14 protein-coding genes are annotated in these 16,553 nt (G+C 46.8%); 2 read left to right on the top strand and 12 right to left on the bottom strand.

All coding sequences use genetic code 11. The annotated features are described in order from the left end of the window. Positions 1 to 286: 286 nt before the first annotated feature. From MKY24_RS24115 to ftsE, 7 genes are all read right to left on the bottom strand, one after another. Complete coding sequence (locus tag MKY24_RS24115) at positions 287 to 670, bottom strand: hypothetical protein (RefSeq protein ID WP_023990615.1); 384 nt, start codon at positions 668 to 670, stop codon at positions 287 to 289. Between the two features lie 273 nt (positions 671 to 943). Continuing rightward, the gene (locus MKY24_RS24120) at positions 944 to 1,501 is read right to left on the bottom strand and encodes an rRNA adenine N-6-methyltransferase family protein (RefSeq protein ID WP_023990616.1); all 558 of its coding nucleotides are present in this window, start codon (positions 1,499 to 1,501) and stop codon (positions 944 to 946) included. A 177-nt stretch (positions 1,502 to 1,678) separates the two neighbouring features. Next, the gene (locus tag MKY24_RS24125) at positions 1,679 to 2,995 is read right to left on the bottom strand and encodes a PDZ domain-containing protein (RefSeq protein ID WP_023990617.1); all 1,317 of its coding nucleotides are present in this window, start codon (positions 2,993 to 2,995) and stop codon (positions 1,679 to 1,681) included. Between the two features lie 164 nt (positions 2,996 to 3,159). After that, positions 3,160 to 4,626 (bottom strand): S41 family peptidase, encoded by a 1,467-nt coding sequence (locus tag MKY24_RS24130; RefSeq protein WP_023990618.1) that lies wholly within the window; start codon positions 4,624 to 4,626, stop codon positions 3,160 to 3,162. A 206-nt stretch (positions 4,627 to 4,832) separates the two neighbouring features. Then, the gene (locus MKY24_RS24135; RefSeq protein ID WP_023990619.1) at positions 4,833 to 6,116 is read right to left on the bottom strand and encodes a M23 family metallopeptidase; all 1,284 of its coding nucleotides are present in this window, start codon (positions 6,114 to 6,116) and stop codon (positions 4,833 to 4,835) included. A gap of 86 nt (positions 6,117 to 6,202) precedes the next feature. Further along, positions 6,203 to 7,120 (bottom strand): permease-like cell division protein FtsX, encoded by a 918-nt coding sequence (ftsX, locus tag MKY24_RS24140; RefSeq protein WP_339201018.1) that lies wholly within the window; start codon positions 7,118 to 7,120, stop codon positions 6,203 to 6,205. Then, positions 7,110 to 7,796, bottom strand: coding sequence for a cell division ATP-binding protein FtsE (gene ftsE, locus MKY24_RS24145; protein ID WP_023990620.1), 687 nt, complete (start codon positions 7,794 to 7,796; stop codon positions 7,110 to 7,112). The genes ftsX and ftsE overlap by 11 nt, the downstream gene beginning before the upstream one ends. Positions 7,797 to 8,020: 224 nt before the next feature. On the opposite strand from ftsE, the gene MKY24_RS24150 reads away from it, so the two are divergent. Continuing rightward, positions 8,021 to 9,439: a VanW family protein gene (locus MKY24_RS24150; RefSeq protein WP_069080800.1), complete on the top strand. Its 1,419-nt coding sequence runs from the start codon at positions 8,021 to 8,023 to the stop codon at positions 9,437 to 9,439. Between the two features lie 71 nt (positions 9,440 to 9,510). Here the strand turns inward: MKY24_RS24150 and MKY24_RS24155 are convergent, their stop codons facing one another. Further along, positions 9,511 to 10,674, bottom strand: coding sequence for an S-layer homology domain-containing protein (locus MKY24_RS24155; RefSeq protein ID WP_028542121.1), 1,164 nt, complete (start codon positions 10,672 to 10,674; stop codon positions 9,511 to 9,513). 266 nt (positions 10,675 to 10,940) lie between these two features. Here MKY24_RS24155 and MKY24_RS24160 point away from each other — a divergent pair, with 266 nt between their 5' ends. After that, positions 10,941 to 11,729 carry an alpha/beta hydrolase family protein gene (locus MKY24_RS24160; protein ID WP_069080799.1) on the top strand — a complete coding sequence of 263 codons (789 nt, stop codon included), beginning with the start codon at positions 10,941 to 10,943 and terminating at the stop codon, positions 11,727 to 11,729. Positions 11,730 to 11,804: 75 nt separating this feature from the next. Here the strand turns inward: MKY24_RS24160 and MKY24_RS24165 are convergent, their stop codons facing one another. The 4 genes from MKY24_RS24165 to MKY24_RS24180 form a co-directional block, all read right to left on the bottom strand. After that, positions 11,805 to 13,439, bottom strand: a complete 1,635-nt coding sequence (locus tag MKY24_RS24165; protein ID WP_069080798.1) for a glycosyltransferase family 39 protein — start codon at positions 13,437 to 13,439, stop codon at positions 11,805 to 11,807. 103 nt (positions 13,440 to 13,542) lie between these two features. Beyond that, entirely contained in the window at positions 13,543 to 15,144 is a 1,602-nt protein-coding gene (locus MKY24_RS24170; RefSeq protein WP_339201019.1) for a glycosyltransferase family 39 protein, read from the bottom strand. Further along, the gene (locus MKY24_RS24175; RefSeq protein WP_023990626.1) at positions 15,141 to 15,560 is read right to left on the bottom strand and encodes a GtrA family protein; all 420 of its coding nucleotides are present in this window, start codon (positions 15,558 to 15,560) and stop codon (positions 15,141 to 15,143) included. Before MKY24_RS24175 ends, MKY24_RS24170 begins: the two co-directional genes overlap by 4 nt. After that, positions 15,523 to 16,530 (bottom strand): glycosyltransferase family 2 protein, encoded by a 1,008-nt coding sequence (locus MKY24_RS24180; RefSeq protein ID WP_023990627.1) that lies wholly within the window; start codon positions 16,528 to 16,530, stop codon positions 15,523 to 15,525. Before MKY24_RS24180 ends, MKY24_RS24175 begins: the two co-directional genes overlap by 38 nt. Between the last annotated feature and the right edge of the window lie 23 nt (positions 16,531 to 16,553).

Genomic DNA, 16,553 nt, shown 5'->3' on the forward strand with positions numbered 1-16,553 from the left:
CAATTTAAAAAGAGCGGCACCCATACGAATGCCCCTCCTTGAGGCTTTAAGGCCCCTTCCCTGTCCCCAAACGAGCTTATCGTTCCGTTGCAGCGTCATATCCATGCTTGAAAGTTCCAGCCGAAAACAACACCCTCTTTCTTTGAAACTGGATTTATAATATTACCTTAACACAAAGGTATATTGACATTTTTAACTATTGTTTTAATTAGCTAGTATTAATTTCTTAAATAACCATATAGCTTGAGGTATCCCAATAGCTCTTGCTCATCCACACTCGTCTTCCCTAGCGCACTTTATCCTTTTGAATAAGCTTATAATAGATGCGTGCAGGCTCTGATTCTCCAGTGGATAAAATGTATTCTGCTAAAGGTGCGCACAGTTTTTGGAGATAAAAGGAGTATAGCAGCTCGGCCGTGTCAAAATGAATTTTCAACACTTGCTTCATCAAGCCTTCAAATTTGGAGTAATCCAGTTCTTCCGGGGTAATATCAAACGGGTATTCAGGAAAGGTTTTTTTCTGAATTTCAACAAACTGCTCCCTAAGCTTCGGTTGATTGCCTGAACGGGCAGCCGAGAAATTCATCATAAAAAAAGATACAAAATCCGTCTCACGGTCACTTAACTCATAGTACTCACACCAACGCATGAATATCAGCGGTTTTACCATATATAAATCTCCTTTAACAAAAGTTCAGATTTATCATGAATCTTACAAAAATCTAGCGGGTTCCATCTTATGTAATATATAGGTTAAGCCCCATTTTAAAATATGATTCCTTAAATGAATTTTGCTTTTTAACATATCCCCTTCTTATATATCCATAAAAGTGCACAACAAAAAAAGACTGTTTCAGCATCTCAATGACGCTGACCAAGTCTTCTCATAATCATCCGTATATTCACAATCGTATTTATTCTAATCCTCTACATAGCTGCAAGGTTACAAGCTGCAAGTGAACACATAAGCAGGCGGGACATTGCAGTTTACCTTTTTAATCTGAATGTCAGCAAAAAAGGTGCGGAAAAAATTGTGTTTGACCTTGCTGTACTGGAACGTAATAAATTTGCCTTCCTGGCCCAAAACCTCAGCCGTTTGTCCCAAAATGAGGCTGGATAATGCAGCGGGCAAGCTGGTGAAAGGCAGCCCTGACACGACATAATCCACTTTTGGGACCTCATACTGTCGTATATACTGCGCTACATGCTCAGCCGATCCATGAATAATGTGTACCCTCTCCAAGTGTCCGTACTTGCTTTGTAGCGTTTTGTAAAACGATTCATTAGCTTCAATCACTAAAAGTAGCGTTTCTGGACGCTTGTTCAAAATAAGCTCTTGCGTAAACACACCGGTCCCTGCACCATATTCAATAATGCACGATGCTTTGTCAAAGTAAATCGGTGTGGCAATTTGTTTGGCCAACTGCCTTGAGCTGGGTATAACAGCGCCTACGCTGCGTGGATGCCTGATGTACTCTCGAATAAAGTGGATCGCGTTCATCTTTTCCTCTCCCTGCTTGTCACACATGATAGGCATTCGGTTCATCAACGCTTCTTATTACATATTCATTGTATACCGATCAGAATATTGATTTCAAGCAGGCTACTGTCGGCATATAAAAAGAGCGTAGCCTTATTCGACTCTAATCAAATAATGACTACCCTCTTGTTGTAACATCTATTTGTCCATGGTATCCAAATGTGCACCCTCTGCCTGCGATGCCTGTCCAGCTTTACGTCGTCGTGCGCCTATGTGCATGGCAACAATCCGATAGATGGAGGCTGGCTGTATGGATACGGCCCAGCTCGCGTCTGCATCCGGTGCAAGCACGACCCCTAGCTGGTGATGATCGCCATCGTACATGCCTCGCTGCACAAACTTGCTCTCGCCTCGCAGATTGCGTACCTCCAGCTTACAAAAAGCAGAGTTGATTCGCAAGGCCTGGTGTAACTCGGCACGGGTATTCACAACAACCCCATTCACGCGGTAAATGGCCTCGCCCGGCAGTATACCCATGGCTGTCGCTGGACTGTCTGGCAGCACAGCGAGAACACGCATCCCTTGCTCCGGATGGACAAACATCGGGCTAAGACGACTTTCCTCTATATTACCATACCAGATCAGCGCCTCATGAGCCAGAAAGGAGAATAATGCTGCGAGCAATATCAGCGGACTCCACCATGCAGCCAGCAAGCTCAGCAGAAGTAAAGCCACACTATACAGGAGCAAACGGTTCGAAGTAAGTACCGCCTTCTGTCGTGGTAGCTGGCCTAGCGTCACGCTGCTGAAGCCCATCAGGACTGGCAAGGCTGCCAGCATATACCCGGTTCCGGCATCGCCGCCGAACAAAGGTGTCCAGGGAAGCGTGAATCCTCCCTGAGTCGGTACCAACAACAACAACGGAATGGGCCAGAGGTCTTCCATACGATAACCGCCAACCAATCTTCCCCGTTTGCCCTCGACAAACAGCGGAGTGGCCGCCTTCCCCCCTTGCCAGCGAACCAACAGCGCCTCAGCCACATGCAGCACGGCGACCAACACCAACAGTGCTGGAATATCCAATCCGCGGATGGCTGCGACTGATGTTCCAAGCGCTCCTCCAGGTTGCCAGCCACTGGCCACGTTTAAGAAAAACTGAACCACACCTAGCAGACCTACCGAATAAGCGAGACACAGGTAACGGACGCGTACCAGCATGAGCAGTAATGTCGCTACCCACAGGCACACGATGGAAGCCGAGTTCAGATGCACACTGACGAACATTCCCAGAGCAGATAGCGCCATTCCAGCAAGCAAACCACTCCATACGACACGCCAGGTCTCTGCAGTCCAGCTATGCATTTTGGTATGAAATAGCTTGCGCTCCAGCAGCATTTGCCGACGATAACCAAGTGCTACAATGAGTATTGAGATATAATAAAACGGCTGCAAAAGCAGGTACAAGCAAGCATTCAAGACGCTCCATCCCCATTGTAATGCCCATTCCAAGTCCATTCACACTCCTTATGCCCCTGGCCCGCTGTATAGCGGATCACGTACATTTCATATCCATTTATTCTATATGAAATTGCCAACGTAGGGAAGACAAACCGACAGACTGCAAATAAATCCCAATATAAAAGGAGGCTGTTTCCAGCCCCCTTGTTGTAGCCTCACTATTATTTCGCTGCGCTTGTCTTCATTTCCTTCCGAATCTCTTCAATCCCTTGCTTGAGTTGATTATCATTTTTCGGATCACGAATTTTCTCAATCAGCTTGGCTTCCATCGCTGCTGCTGTCTTCGCATCAATGATGCCGCTAGCCGTCAGCTTCGCTTGTTTTTGGAAAGCAATAACAGAGCTTTCCGTTACTTTGTCAAAATAGCCATCCTCGCGACCTGGTTTGTAACCCAAGCCTTGCAGAATGATTTGTGCATTTTTCACATCACTGCTATTCATATTGTATTTCAAGGACTTTTCCTTGTTCAACGGTGCTGCTGTGAAGTATTCAGGCTGTTCCACCGCAATATTCGGCTTAATCCCTTTTTTATGAATCCACGTTCCATTTGGCGTTAACCATTTGGCAATCGTGATTTTGAGCAGGCTACCGTCACCCATTTGCTTGTCATAGCTGGTTTGTACAGTACCTTTACCAAAGGAATTTTCCCCGATCAACACAGCACCTGCTGATTGCTGGAGAGCACCTGCCAGAATTTCGGACGCACTTGCGCTGCCTTTATTCATTAGCAAAGTCACTGGATAGTTCTTACGTGATCCTTTGGATTTCTCTTCTTCACGCTTCTGATTCTTGTCTTCCACTTGTACAATCGTTTTGCCAGAAGGTACAAATTGCTGTGCAATATCAATGACCACGGAAAGCACGCCGCCCGGGTTATTACGCACGTCAATGACGAGCCCTTTAAGCCCTTGTTTTTCGAGCTTCGCTAACTCTTCCTTGAAACGTTCTGCTGTATTCAAGGAGAACTGGGTGATCGTGATGACGCCTACACCGTCGCTTTCCATATGAGCCGTTACAGTTTCCATATCAATGTTGTCACGGGTAATCGTGTATTCGAGCGGATCAGGAGAGCCACTGCGCTGAATTTTGACTTTTGCCTGACTGCCTTTAGGTCCACGGATTTTGGAAACGGCCTTGTTTAGATCCAATCCGTCCAGTGTTTCACCATTAACAGACAAAATAATATCCTTAGAGCGTAATCCTGCCTTTTCAGCCGGGGAGCCTTTAATTGGCGTGACTACAACTACTTTCCCGTTTTCGGCAGCTACTTCGGCTCCGATCCCAGTAAAAGAACCTTCAATGGATTGCTCGAATTGTTGGGCAGTTTCTTTACCCATATAAGAGGAATACGGGTCGCCGAGCGACTCCATCATACCATTGATGGCGCCATCCACCAGCTTGGTACGATCCACATCCTGATAATATTGTCCCTGAATCAGGTCCATCGCCGTCTCAATTTTGCGGATATCACTTCTGGAGGTAGAACTGCTACCTGTCACACTCGCCAGCAGTCCTTCGCCCAGAGCGCTGTTCCCTACTGTAGTCGTTCCAGTATAGGCAAAAGTGAGCAGACTGCCGCCAAGCAGCCCGATCACCATCAAGAGTATCGCTGTACTTTTTTTCAACATCTAATCGTCCACCGCCTTCTCATTATCTTGTATCCTATTGCCTTACAACGCATATCCATCCACGAAGTATACGTCTAGCTTGTACGGAATATGTTAATTGTATCCTACTCCGTGTCTCAATGCACATGTTCTTCATCGGATATTAACCATTACAGCAAAGCCCTATCTACAACCGTAATGGCTATAAATAGGGCTTACCTTATCTACTATAAATAGTTCATCGGATTTACAGGTTTGTTATTTTCGCGCACCTCAAAATGACAGTGAGGTCCTGTGGAATTGCCCGTCGAACCAACTTCTGCAATTTTTTGACCACGTTTCACAGTCTGCCCGGTATGAACCACCGTACCGCCATTGCGAATGTGTCCGTATAGGGTCCATAGCCCGTCTCCATGGTCAATCACAACCGTATTTCCATAGCCACTCCACCATTCGGCAACAATGACAACACCATCTTCGGCTGCATGAATATCGGTTCCCTGAGGAGCCGCCATATCAACACCTGTGTGGCCTTTAAGCTTGCCGGTAATCGGATGTACCCGCATGCCAAAAGTAGATGAAAGTCGGTAATGGGATACAGGCGAAGCCAATGTGCCCGTTCCGCCTGTATACGTACTGGCTGCCGCATGGCTGGAATTCGAGGCGGCACCTGAGGATGAAGATGCATATCGTTTGGCTTCAGCCGCACGTGCAGCCGCTCTAGCGCGTGCTGCTTTGGCAGCCTGCTCCGCTCTAAGCTTGTTCTTCTCCTGCACCAGACCCACACGTTTGTTAGCGAGTGCTACCAGCATGTCATTTTGCTCTTCGCTGATTTCATCTGACTCAGCAATATCATGATCGTAATTGGAAATCAGTCTTTGTTTCTCTTTTTCCTTCGAATTCAGTTCTGCTTTGGCGTCCTGCTTGAGCGCATAGAGCTTCTTGGCATTTTTATATTCCGTGTCCAGCTGTTTCTTCTTGCTTACGACCAATGCCTTGTCCTTTTTATGCTCGTCCAACAGGATTTGATCCTGCTCCACGATCGTTTTCAAGGAATCTACCCGGCTGAGAAAGTCACTAAAACTGGACGAAGACATAAGCACGTCCATATATGAGACGGTTCCATCCGTATACATCAAACGCACACGAGTTTCCAGCATTTTTTCCCGTGACTGGATACGATCAATGGCCTCAGCTAAATCTTTTTTAGTCGCACGTAGATTATCTTCCGTTTGATCAATCTGAACCGCAACACGAGTCAGCTGATCACTGACGCTGTTAATCTGAGCAAGCACAATTTTCAGGTTTTGCACGGTTTTATTTTTGTAATGTTGAGCATACTGTTTATCTTGAGCAGCCTTTTCCTGTTGTTGCTTGGCAGATTGGGCCTGCTTTTCCAATTGGTTCAGCTGCGAATTGATTTCACTCATGCTTTTGGCATATCCGTCAGAAGGCTGGATTAGCAATGCGGCTACCAAGGTAGCGGCCAACACAGATCCTGTTTTTTTCAACTTGCACTCCCCATCCTTTATCGCAAAATAACACCGGGCTTCCCCGTTCTAATTGATACCGACCACGACGTCCAGCCAACGCTTCTTTATACTTTTAAGAACTTGCGCATGGACAGGGTACTGCCAACAATTCCGACCAGCATACCCAAAATAATCAGCAATGCACTCAACTGAATCCAAATGCCTTCAAGTGGCATAAGCTTCAACATATTCAGAGCTATATCGCCCTGAACGGCGGTCAGCAAACGCTGATAGCCAGTAAATAAAATACCTACAGTAATAAGGGAACCAATAAGACCAATAAGCGCGCCTTCGATAAAAAACGGCCAGCGTATAAAAAAGTTGGTCGCACCGACCAGCTTCATAATGCCAATCTCTCTGCGTCGTGCCAATATGGTCACGCGAATCGTATTCGAGATAAGGAACATGGACATGAGCGCCAGTCCGGCGACGAATATAAAGCCTACATTACGTATGAGCTTCGTAATCGTAAAGAGCGTCTCTACGGTGCCTTTTCCATAACGAACCTTTAAAATCGGTTTCTCTGGATGCAACGTATTCAGCTTCTCAATCTTTTCAGCCACAAATGGAACCGTTGTTGGTTCAATAACCTCTACCACAATTTTGTCCGGGAGTGGATTGCTGTCCTTGTCAAAACCCTCCAGCAGCTCCTTGCCGCTGTCTCCCAAATCTTTGCGCAGCTCCTCCAAACCCTGAGCTTTAGTCACAAAGGTCGTTTTACTGATTTCCGGCATCGCTGCGATTTCCTTTTGCAGTGTTTCGCGCATGTTCTGCTCTACATTTAGCTCCAGAAATACGTTAACCTCTACCTGACTATCTGCCTGATCAGCCAGGGAATTGACGTTGAGCACCAGCATGATAAATACGCCCAATATAAGTAATGACACAATAATCGAAGTGACGGATGCCACGGACATCCAGCCATTGCGGAATATGTTTTTGAAACCTTCCCGCAGATGACGTAAGAAGGTATTAAAAGTCATATCCGTACTCCCCTCTTACCTGATCCCTTACGATGTTGCCATTCTCAATAGCAATTACGCGTTTACGCATGGAATTCACGATGTCCTTATTGTGGGTCGCCATCACAATGGTCGTACCCCTAAAATTAATTTCGTCCAGCAACTGCATGATCTCCCACGATGTCTCGGGGTCCAGATTTCCCGTAGGTTCATCGGCAATGATCACGGAAGGATTGTTTACGATGGCCCGTGCAATCGCTACACGCTGTTGCTCCCCACCGGAAAGCTGGGCAGGCTCACGATTCATTTTTGTTTTCAAGCCAACCAGTTCAAGCACTTCTGGTACCCGTTTGCGAATCAGCTTCTTGGGAGCTTCAATAACTTCCATAGCAAAAGCCACATTCTCATAAGCCGTCAAACGCGGCAAAAGGCGGAAATCCTGAAAAATGACTCCGATGTTACGACGAACGTAGGGAATTTTACGCTGCTTGAGCTTCCCGATATTAAAACCATTGACTGAAATTTGCCCCTTGGTAGGTACTTCTTCTCTATAAATAAGCTTCATAAAAGTCGATTTCCCCGCTCCAGACGGGCCGACTACGTATACAAATTCATTACGGTCAATTCTGACCGATACTCCTTGAAGTGCGTGGGTTCCGTTAGTATAGGTCTTCCACACATCCTGCATTTCAATCACTCGATCACTTCCCGCTGCTTAATCATATTACGCATAACCTAATATCCATTCGACATATTCCATGCATTTCCTTTAAAAACTTCTCTATTTCATCATACCGTTTATCATTGTAACAAATTTGTTACCTAAATAGTACCGAAAGTTTTCTGCTTTTGGCACATATATATGAATAATATGGCACACGAGTACGCTATCAAGCTTATCAGACAGGAGACATCTGCATTATGAAAAAAATTCATTTATCTGTCATTTGGATATGGGCTGGTGTTCTGGCGCTGGCCATGTTGTGGGGGGGACTTCATCTGTACGCCGACAGACAAACGCTGCCGGAGGGAGTGAGGGTCGGAGGAGTCAACGTAGGAAGCATGGATTACACAGCCGCTCTCCGGCTGGTGGATAAAAAGCTGGATGCATTAAAGCAACGCTCACTGCTTCTGACGGACAGTGACAGCAGTGCACAGGATATAAAACTTACACTCGGGGAAGCAGGAATTCATTATAAAGCGGAGGCATTTCGGAATGCCGTGAAGGCGCTCAGCTCGGAGCATCTATGGACTCGTGTGCAGACACGTTTTAGCTTCGAAAAGGAATGGTCTATCGCATCTTTCCGACAGAAGGAGATATTGAAAGCCCAATTCGGAGCCGATTGGGAGGAGCAACGATATGGCATGCCTATCAATGCTGTGCGTCAGATTGACGGGAATGATCAGGTTCGTTATATTCCTGGGCGCTCTGCGCGACGTCTGGATTGGCCTAAACTGGACGCCGCACTGGATAAGGCCCTGCCCAAGGATTTTACCGCTTCGGAGGAGCCGATACGAGTGGAATTACCGTTCCTTCAGCTGGAGCCGAAAATTTCGGTGGACAGCCTGCGTAATGAAGGGATTGAGCGCAAAATCGTCCAGTTCTCCACCAGTCTCGGCAGCAGCTCGGAAGGACGCGTGTATAACGTCAATTCAGCGGCAAGCACCGTTGATGGTTTAATTCTCAAGCCAGGTGACATATTCGACTACGGTCAATTGATTGCCAAGGCTGAGCGCACTCATGGCTTTCGTGAAGCTCCAGTGATCGTGAACGGTCAGTTGGAGTCCGGCATAGGTGGCGGGATTTGTCAGGTATCCAGCACGGTGTATAATGCAGCACTGCGAGTCGGTTTGGACATTGTTGAGCGCCGCAACCATTCCTTGCCGGTCAGCTACCTGCCCAAAGGTCAGGATGCGACTTTTGCTACAGGGTCCATTAATTTTCGTTTTAGAAACAATACAGGCAAGCATTTAATACTTCGTGCGGCTGTCCAAAACCGAACGCTTACTGTTAAATTTTTTGGTACATTTCCGTCCAATGTTTCGTATGAACTGGAATCCCATACGGTTCGCATACTTCCCATACCGGAGAAGAGACTCCGTAATGACTCCCTTTCCCCCGGCTTCTATCAAGTACTTCGGCAGGGCAAAGAAGGGTATGTGGTAGAAACATTCCGGGTAAAAAAGGTGGACGGAAAAACCGTAGATCGCACCCGAATCAGCCGCGATACGTATCGAGCGCAGCAACGCATTATAGCTAGTTATGGCGGTGGCACATCGTCTGAGCCACAAACACGTGAACCCGAGAAGTCTATTGTCGAGGACGGTATAAGCGAATAAACGAAAAATCCCCCTTCCACTGTCGACTGGACTTGTTCCAGACAGAGTGAAAGGGGGATTTTAGCTATAAATTACTCGCTGCGTTTACCCAAAACAGAAATTTCTACAGGCTCACTTTCGTTACCGTCTGCATCTTCAGCTTTGATTACCAGCCTAACCGTTGCTTTTTGAGCAAGCACACTGATACTAAATGTGCCATCATCTTTGGCTACTGCACTACCGATAGGCAGTTCATTGGAATAGGCGGTTACTGTGGAACCTGCTTTAGCTGTCCCCGTAATTGTACCTTCTCCGTCATACACATCGTTGACTTTCAGTGCTTTCGTAGTTGCAACCGCGTCAGCAGCTGTGTCTGTAGTGCTATCTGTAGTCGTATCCGTAGTTGTGTCAGTATCTGTGTTGGTATCTATGGTTGTAGAGTTGTCCGTAGTCGTGCTATCTGTGCTGGTACTTGTGCTGCTATCTTCTGTTTCACTGCCAGAAGTAGTCGACGTGTTACCATAAGTGGAATCTGTCACATTGCCGTATGTGGAATCCGTCACCGTTCCACCAGGAGTCGTCGTCAGATTATCAACAGGGCTCAGGTTGTAACCGGAAGCAGCGTCCAGAATAGCAATCGCCTCTGCACGAGTCAGCGACTTCAGTGGCTGGAATTTACCATCCGGATAACCGTTGATGATTTTTTGCTCCGCAGCTGCCGCTACACTTTTCTTCGCCCAAGCTCCAATTTTATCGGAGTCAATGAATTTAGTAACATCTGCTGCGTTACCGGCAGTGAGTCCAATAGCTTTGCCTACGATAGCCGCAGCCTCTTGACGTGTTACCTTACCATTTGGTTTGAGCTTGTTATCTGCATAGCCGCTTATGTAACCTGCATTCACGGCACTTGTAAGCTCGTTGTATGCCCAGTGAGAGGCTGGTACATCTGTGAACGTTCTGCTTCCATTACCGTTTACTTTTACACTGTCCGCATACGTTACGTCAGTCACTGCTGGAGTATCCTGCGTGAACGTACCCAAGCTGCGATTCAGAAGAACAATAAATTCTGCACGTGTGATTGCCGCATCTGGTTTCACCGCGCCGTCCAATTGTCCTGTGGCTGACCAGCGTTGCACCTGATCTCCTGCCCAATGTCCACTTGTAGTTTGAGGAGCAGCTGCCGCTGCGCTGAATGCGCTAAGAATAAGACCTGTACTCAATACACCTGTAACTGTGTTTCTTAACTTTTTTCCCATGCTATAAATTCCTCCTCTGATTGGATTCATCATTCTTTTTTAAACACTTTACCAGAAATCAAACCCAAATAACCCCCAAATTAAAAAAATCGTCCCATATAACCATACCCCCTCCTTATGTAGGATAAATAAGAAACGGGACTTAATGCCTAGTTATTCACTTGGATATGTATATTTAGACAGGCTAAGGTATACTGAATGAATATTCGGTCATATGCTGGAACACTGCAATGAGGTCACAAAACCCTAAGAAAAGAGGTCTTCTTATGGCTCTTATTCAATGTCAGTTTTATTCTGAAGTTCTTGGTCTGAGCACATCCATGAATGTTATTCTTCCTCAGGCAACCCGTTCGCAAATTGGACTGGAAGGCAAGCAAGGAACCGGGTCACATCCGACGCTGTATTTGCTGCATGGCCTATCGGACGATGATTCAACCTGGTTACGCCGAACCTCCATTGAACGCTATGTCGCCTCATTGGGCCTAGCTGTCGTCATGCCCCAGGTACATCGGAGTTTCTATACGAATATGGAGCAAGGCGCGGCTTATTGGACCTTTATCAGTGAAGAATTGCCGGCTTTGGCACGTTCATTCTTTCCTCTGTCCGACAAGCGTGAAGATAATTTTGTAGCCGGACTTTCTATGGGTGGATATGGTGCTTTCAAACTGGCACTCCAGCATCCAGAGCGTTTTGCAGCCGCTGCCAGCCTTTCGGGAGTCATGGATTTACACGCATCACGCACCGATCCTATGCAAAATGCGATGAGTCCAGCGGAATGGCTTAACATTTTTGGTCCAGATGAAATACGTGGAACGGATCACGATTTGCTGGAACTGTTACAACGTCATGCTGCTTTGGGGACCTCACTTCCCCGGCTCTACCAATGCTGCGGCACGGAGGATTTCCTATATAAGGGAAATCAGGCTTTTCGTGAAACATGTAATACTATCGGAGTTCCGCTGACCTACGAAGAAGGTCCTGGAGCTCATGAATGGGGATACTGGGACGCGAAAATTCAGGATGTACTGGCGTGGCTACCGCTCAAAGAGCACTAAACAGGTTAAAAAAATCCCCGCAGCTCCCCTCATCGCACCATGGCGAAGGGATAGGCTCGGGGATTTTTATGCACATTAGGGATTTGTTGTGGTCTCCGTCGATGGAGATCCTTTAGTTAGTGACTTGGGTAGCACCTTGTACAAGCGCCACTCACCGTTAAACTCACGTTCAAGCTGGACCCAAGGAGCGCCTTTTTCATATAAATTCGGATATACCATATTGATTTTACTCAGTGGCATGCCTGACATGATCTTAGGTACAAGGATATAATCCACATGGCTATCCTGCGGATAACTTAATGCCTTATTGAACAAATAATCACTGGTAATCAGGAAGCGTTTTGGATATTGGCTGTAGACAATCATGGTGTAGGCTGAAGCCGAATCGGTCATAATGGTAGACTTCGGCAGATGCTTATCCAACCAGACGGCAATCTTACGATCTGACTCCTGTCTCACATAGTTCACATTCCCCGTTCGTGTGAGAAAGCTGTTCTCATCCGGTGCAATATCCGGGCGAGTCAATGCATAGGAAAGTAATCCAGCGGTAAGCAGCAGACTGACGGACACCAGGCCAAAGGCTGCCCTCCGCCATCGTCCCTGAAGCTGGCTCAGCTCATAGGGCAACCAGGCTACGGTAATTGGGAACACGTACATAAAATAACGAAACCATCCGTACGAAGATTGCTTCATCATGAGTAAAAATTGCAACCCTGGCACTGACAGGAACAGCAGCAAAATAATCAATGTTCCCCATCGGAACAAGCGTCCACTCAACAGACGAATGAACAGAATAGCAAACAACGGTACCGAATACCAGAGTGTTTTGGAAGCAATAAATTTCAAGGCCACCAGCGGATTGGAGAAAATCTCTACAAACTTATCATCATTCAGCAGCTCTGCCGATTGGGCCGTGTTCGAATACTCCGAATTCAGGAAATAAAAAGCATTCCCCATAATGAGATAGTTAAAGAAAATCCACAACAGCCCGGAAAAGACCACGGGGAGCAGAAGCAGTAACCAAGTTGCCTCTACCTTGTGCAGTTTTTCTCGCAAGGCCAGTTCACGTCTGCCCATGTTTCGATGTAGAAACATGATCGCCAATACCACTCCACCCGCCATTGCCACGCCCAGAGGAACCGCTTCATAGCGAGTCCAGAACGCCATGGCAAGCGCTAATCCAGAAACAATCAGACTTGCCGTCATGCGATCCTTTAGCCACAATGCAAACTCAATCACCGTCATCATAATGAAGTATATGTATAGCGAATCGCTCAGCCCATTGGCACCAAACAGTAAAATAAACGGATTCAGTGCATACAACAGTGCCAGCATGATGCTCATCCCTGAGCTAAGCCCTGTTCTGACCCCCGCCCGATACAGCAACATAGCGGTCAAAGCGGCAAAGGTAGCACTAAGAATGACAGCAGCCAATCCATAGGTGGCTAATGCCGGAAAGATTGGATACAGCAGTAGAATCACCATTTCCAGAAGACTGGGTAGTGGATTCCAGATAAATCCGATTGCGCCCAGATGCGGGTCACGGCTGTACAGCACATAAAATGCATTAGCTACGCGACTGAGCGCGTCTGTGTGCATATATCCCAGAACATAGCTGAAATAGATGCCCGCAGACAGTTCCAATGCAAGTATAAATACAAACAGACCTATAGCCATCCATCTGCTTGCAGACCATTTGCGAAAGGACATTCCTCTCGTTCCCCCTCAAACTTCTTGCGGTGATACAGTTGTAGCCTAATCACACCCTACAGCTGTATGCTTCCCTCCGCTACGATGCACTAAAATATAATAATTATTTCGATTCTTCATGCTCTATTTTGTACAGTCGCCACTGACCGTCAAAGTCATGTACCAACGAGGCCCACGGCGCTCCCTTTTCGAACAAATCAGGATAGTTCCGGTTCACCTGATCCAGCGGTACCCCATCCACCAAGCGCGTGACCAAGACATAATCCACCTTGGAAGCAGGCAGATCCATTAAAGATTCCCCAAAGTCAAAATCACTCGTAATCATAAATTTCTTTGGAATTTTACTACTCAAAATAATCGGATAGGCCGCATAGGAATCTGTCAAAATGAGGGATGAACCATAATGCTCATCCAGCCACGGCGCTATTTTCCGCTCAATAATTTGACGTTCGTAGCTTTCATTACCACTATGCGTTAAATAGCTGTGTTCATCTGCTGCAATCGCGGGGTTCGTCAGTGCGTAGGATAACAAGCCTGCTGTTACCAACATTCCTGCTGTTACCAGTGAGATTCCGATCCCCCTCATTTTCCCCTTCAATAAACTTAGCTCATACGGCAACCAGGCAACTGTAATCGGGAATACATACATAAAATATCGGAACCATCCAAAAGAAGACTGCTTGAGCATCAGCAAAAGCTGAAGTCCTGGCACCGATAAAAAAATGGCCAGTAGCGTTAACGTGCTCCAACTCAACAGACGTTTGTCCAATAGTCGTATGAGCAAAATCGCAATCAACGGAGCAGCATACCATAAGGTTCGTTGCCCGATAAACTTTAGCATCAGCACAGGGTGGGCAAACATGGCCACAAAGCGTTGATCTTCCAACAAAACCGCTGATTGTGTGGAATTGGAATATTGCGAGCGTAAGAAGTAAAGCGGATCGCTCATGATAATCCAGTTAAAAAAGAGCCACAGCAGACCGGAAAAGACAAGTGGCAACAATAATAGAAGCCATGTCGCCTCCACCTTGTACAGGCGCTCTTTTAAAGACAATTCCGTTCTAACCCTCTCTCTGTTTGTACGCCACCGGTGCAGAAAAAAGATCGTCAGCAATACACCCAAAGCCATCGCAATACCCAGCGGAACTGCTTCATAGCGAACCCAAAATGCCAGTGCAAGCGCAAAACCGGATACGATCAAATTCGCCGCCTTGCGATCCTTCAACCACATACAAAATCGACTCACTGTCAACAGGATGAAAAAGATATATGGCGAGTCACTCAAGCCGTTGAAGCCAAACAGAAACATAAATGGATTCAGTGAAAATAATAGCGCAATCAGCAAACTGGTTGCACCGTGAAGCCCCAACTGTTTGCCCGTCGCATACAATAATGCCGCGCTCGCCCCTGCAAATAGGCTACTCACAATCACTGCCGCCAGCCCGTGGGAAGCGAGTACTGGAAATAAAGGATAAAACAACAGCACAATCAGTTCCATCAAACTGGGCAGCGGATTCCATACAAACCCGATAGCACCCAAGTGTGGGTCACGACTGTATAGCACATAAAATGCGTTAGCCACTCGACTGAGCGCATCGGTATGCATATAACCAAGATACCATGCAAAATACACACCCACGGCCAGTTCAAGAGCAGTAATACAAGCAAACAATGATAGCAATTTTCCGTGTTTTCTTAAAATCATGAAACCTCTTTCTGACGCTGTTGCGGAACGGAGAAGATCCAGTAACGGTTCCAGATATAATTATGAACAGGCACGATGATGGTAGTTAGTACTTCACCGATCAGATACGACCAACCGATCCAGTGAATGGTCACGTACATCAGAGCGGCATTTAAGAGCAAGCCACAGGTACAGACCAATAAATATTTAAGAAACTGGGTGCGGCTTCCCTCGCCGGTAGGCTCGAACGTCCAGTTTCGGTTCAGCACATACGAAACGAGCAATGTAACCACGAATCCGATTGTAGTAGCCGTTACTGCTGGTACCGTAAACAACTCCACCAGCAACACAAGCACACCAACATGGATACCTGTACCCAGCAGCCCCACAATACCGTATTTAATGATTGGATACTTTAGATATGAACGTCTGATCATGTTGATTAAACTCCCTGTCCACCCACAATCGGTCAGCATTCGCCCGTTTATCTGCTATCAGATAGCGAGGCCTAGCTTTGACTTCGTGATATATGGCGGCAATATATTCTCCTACCACACCAATTGACAGCATGAGTACACTGCCAATAATCAAGAGCAGCAAAATGACAGTGGTAAAACCGGTCACAGCATCACCCGTTAATTTGCGCATTAAGGTCTGAATCCCCAATACGACTGAAATCAGCATAAAAATGAGGCCCATCAGACTTACTACCCGCAACGGTACTGTCGAAAACGAAACGATCGCTTCTGCTGCCAGTCGAGTCAGCCCTAACGGACTCCAGCGGCTTGGCCCCTCTTCGCGTGGAGCCACCCGGAATGAAATCTGGGTTTTGCGGAAACCTAGCCAGGCCGTCATCCCACGGAAAAACGGCATCCGTTCTGGCATCGCCATCCAGGCATCCACCACTCGTCGATCCAGTAGCTTATAATCGGAGGCATCCTTGAGATTAAAGCCCGTCAAGCGGTTCAAGGTCGCGTAGAACAAAGAAGCTCCGAGCTTTTTGCCCACCGACTCTTCTCCCCGAAATTCTTTCACACATTCGACCAAATCATAACCTTCATTTTGCCATAAACGTACCATTTCACCAATCATTTCAGGAGGATGCTGCAAATCACCGTCCATGACAATGATTGCATCGCCAGAGGCATTTTCCAAACCTGCACACAACGCCAGTTCCTTACCGAAGTTCCGACTCAGTCGGAGCGCGAGCAAAGAGGGCATACGACGGGACAATTCGGACAGCTTGAGCCACGTATCGTCTTTGGAACCATCATCTACTATGATGAGCTCATAGCGTGAGGTGACAACAGACAATACCCCATCAATTACCTTAAGTGAACGCTCGAGATGCGAGCTTTCATTATACATGGGAATGACGACGGATAAAAAAGGTGTTTTTGTCTCCATTCTTGCTCCTTCTTTCTTCATAT

This window comes from Paenibacillus sp. FSL P2-0322, from assembly GCF_037975315.1.
GTDB classification, from domain to species: domain Bacteria; phylum Bacillota; class Bacilli; order Paenibacillales; family Paenibacillaceae; genus Paenibacillus; species Paenibacillus polymyxa_B.

What these genes read in the sequence shown, in the direction of transcription:
- MKY24_RS24170 (WP_339201019.1), bottom strand. Translation starts at nt 15,144, where the DNA reads ATGATTTTAAGAAAACACGGAAAATTGCTATCATTGTTTGCTTGTATT.
- MKY24_RS24160 (WP_069080799.1), top strand. Translation starts at nt 10,941, where the DNA reads ATGGCTCTTATTCAATGTCAGTTTTATTCTGAAGTTCTTGGTCTGAGC.
- MKY24_RS24125 (WP_023990617.1), bottom strand. Translation starts at nt 2,995, where the DNA reads ATGGACTTGGAATGGGCATTACAATGGGGATGGAGCGTCTTGAATGCT.
- ftsX (WP_339201018.1), bottom strand. Translation starts at nt 7,120, where the DNA reads ATGACTTTTAATACCTTCTTACGTCATCTGCGGGAAGGTTTCAAAAAC.
- MKY24_RS24130 (WP_023990618.1), bottom strand. Translation starts at nt 4,626, where the DNA reads ATGTTGAAAAAAAGTACAGCGATACTCTTGATGGTGATCGGGCTGCTT.
- MKY24_RS24180 (WP_023990627.1), bottom strand. Translation starts at nt 16,530, where the DNA reads ATGGAGACAAAAACACCTTTTTTATCCGTCGTCATTCCCATGTATAAT.
- MKY24_RS24120 (WP_023990616.1), bottom strand. Translation starts at nt 1,501, where the DNA reads ATGAACGCGATCCACTTTATTCGAGAGTACATCAGGCATCCACGCAGC.
- MKY24_RS24115 (WP_023990615.1), bottom strand. Translation starts at nt 670, where the DNA reads ATGGTAAAACCGCTGATATTCATGCGTTGGTGTGAGTACTATGAGTTA.
- MKY24_RS24175 (WP_023990626.1), bottom strand. Translation starts at nt 15,560, where the DNA reads ATGATCAGACGTTCATATCTAAAGTATCCAATCATTAAATACGGTATT.
- MKY24_RS24150 (WP_069080800.1), top strand. Translation starts at nt 8,021, where the DNA reads ATGAAAAAAATTCATTTATCTGTCATTTGGATATGGGCTGGTGTTCTG.
- MKY24_RS24155 (WP_028542121.1), bottom strand. Translation starts at nt 10,674, where the DNA reads ATGGGAAAAAAGTTAAGAAACACAGTTACAGGTGTATTGAGTACAGGT.
- MKY24_RS24165 (WP_069080798.1), bottom strand. Translation starts at nt 13,439, where the DNA reads ATGTCCTTTCGCAAATGGTCTGCAAGCAGATGGATGGCTATAGGTCTG.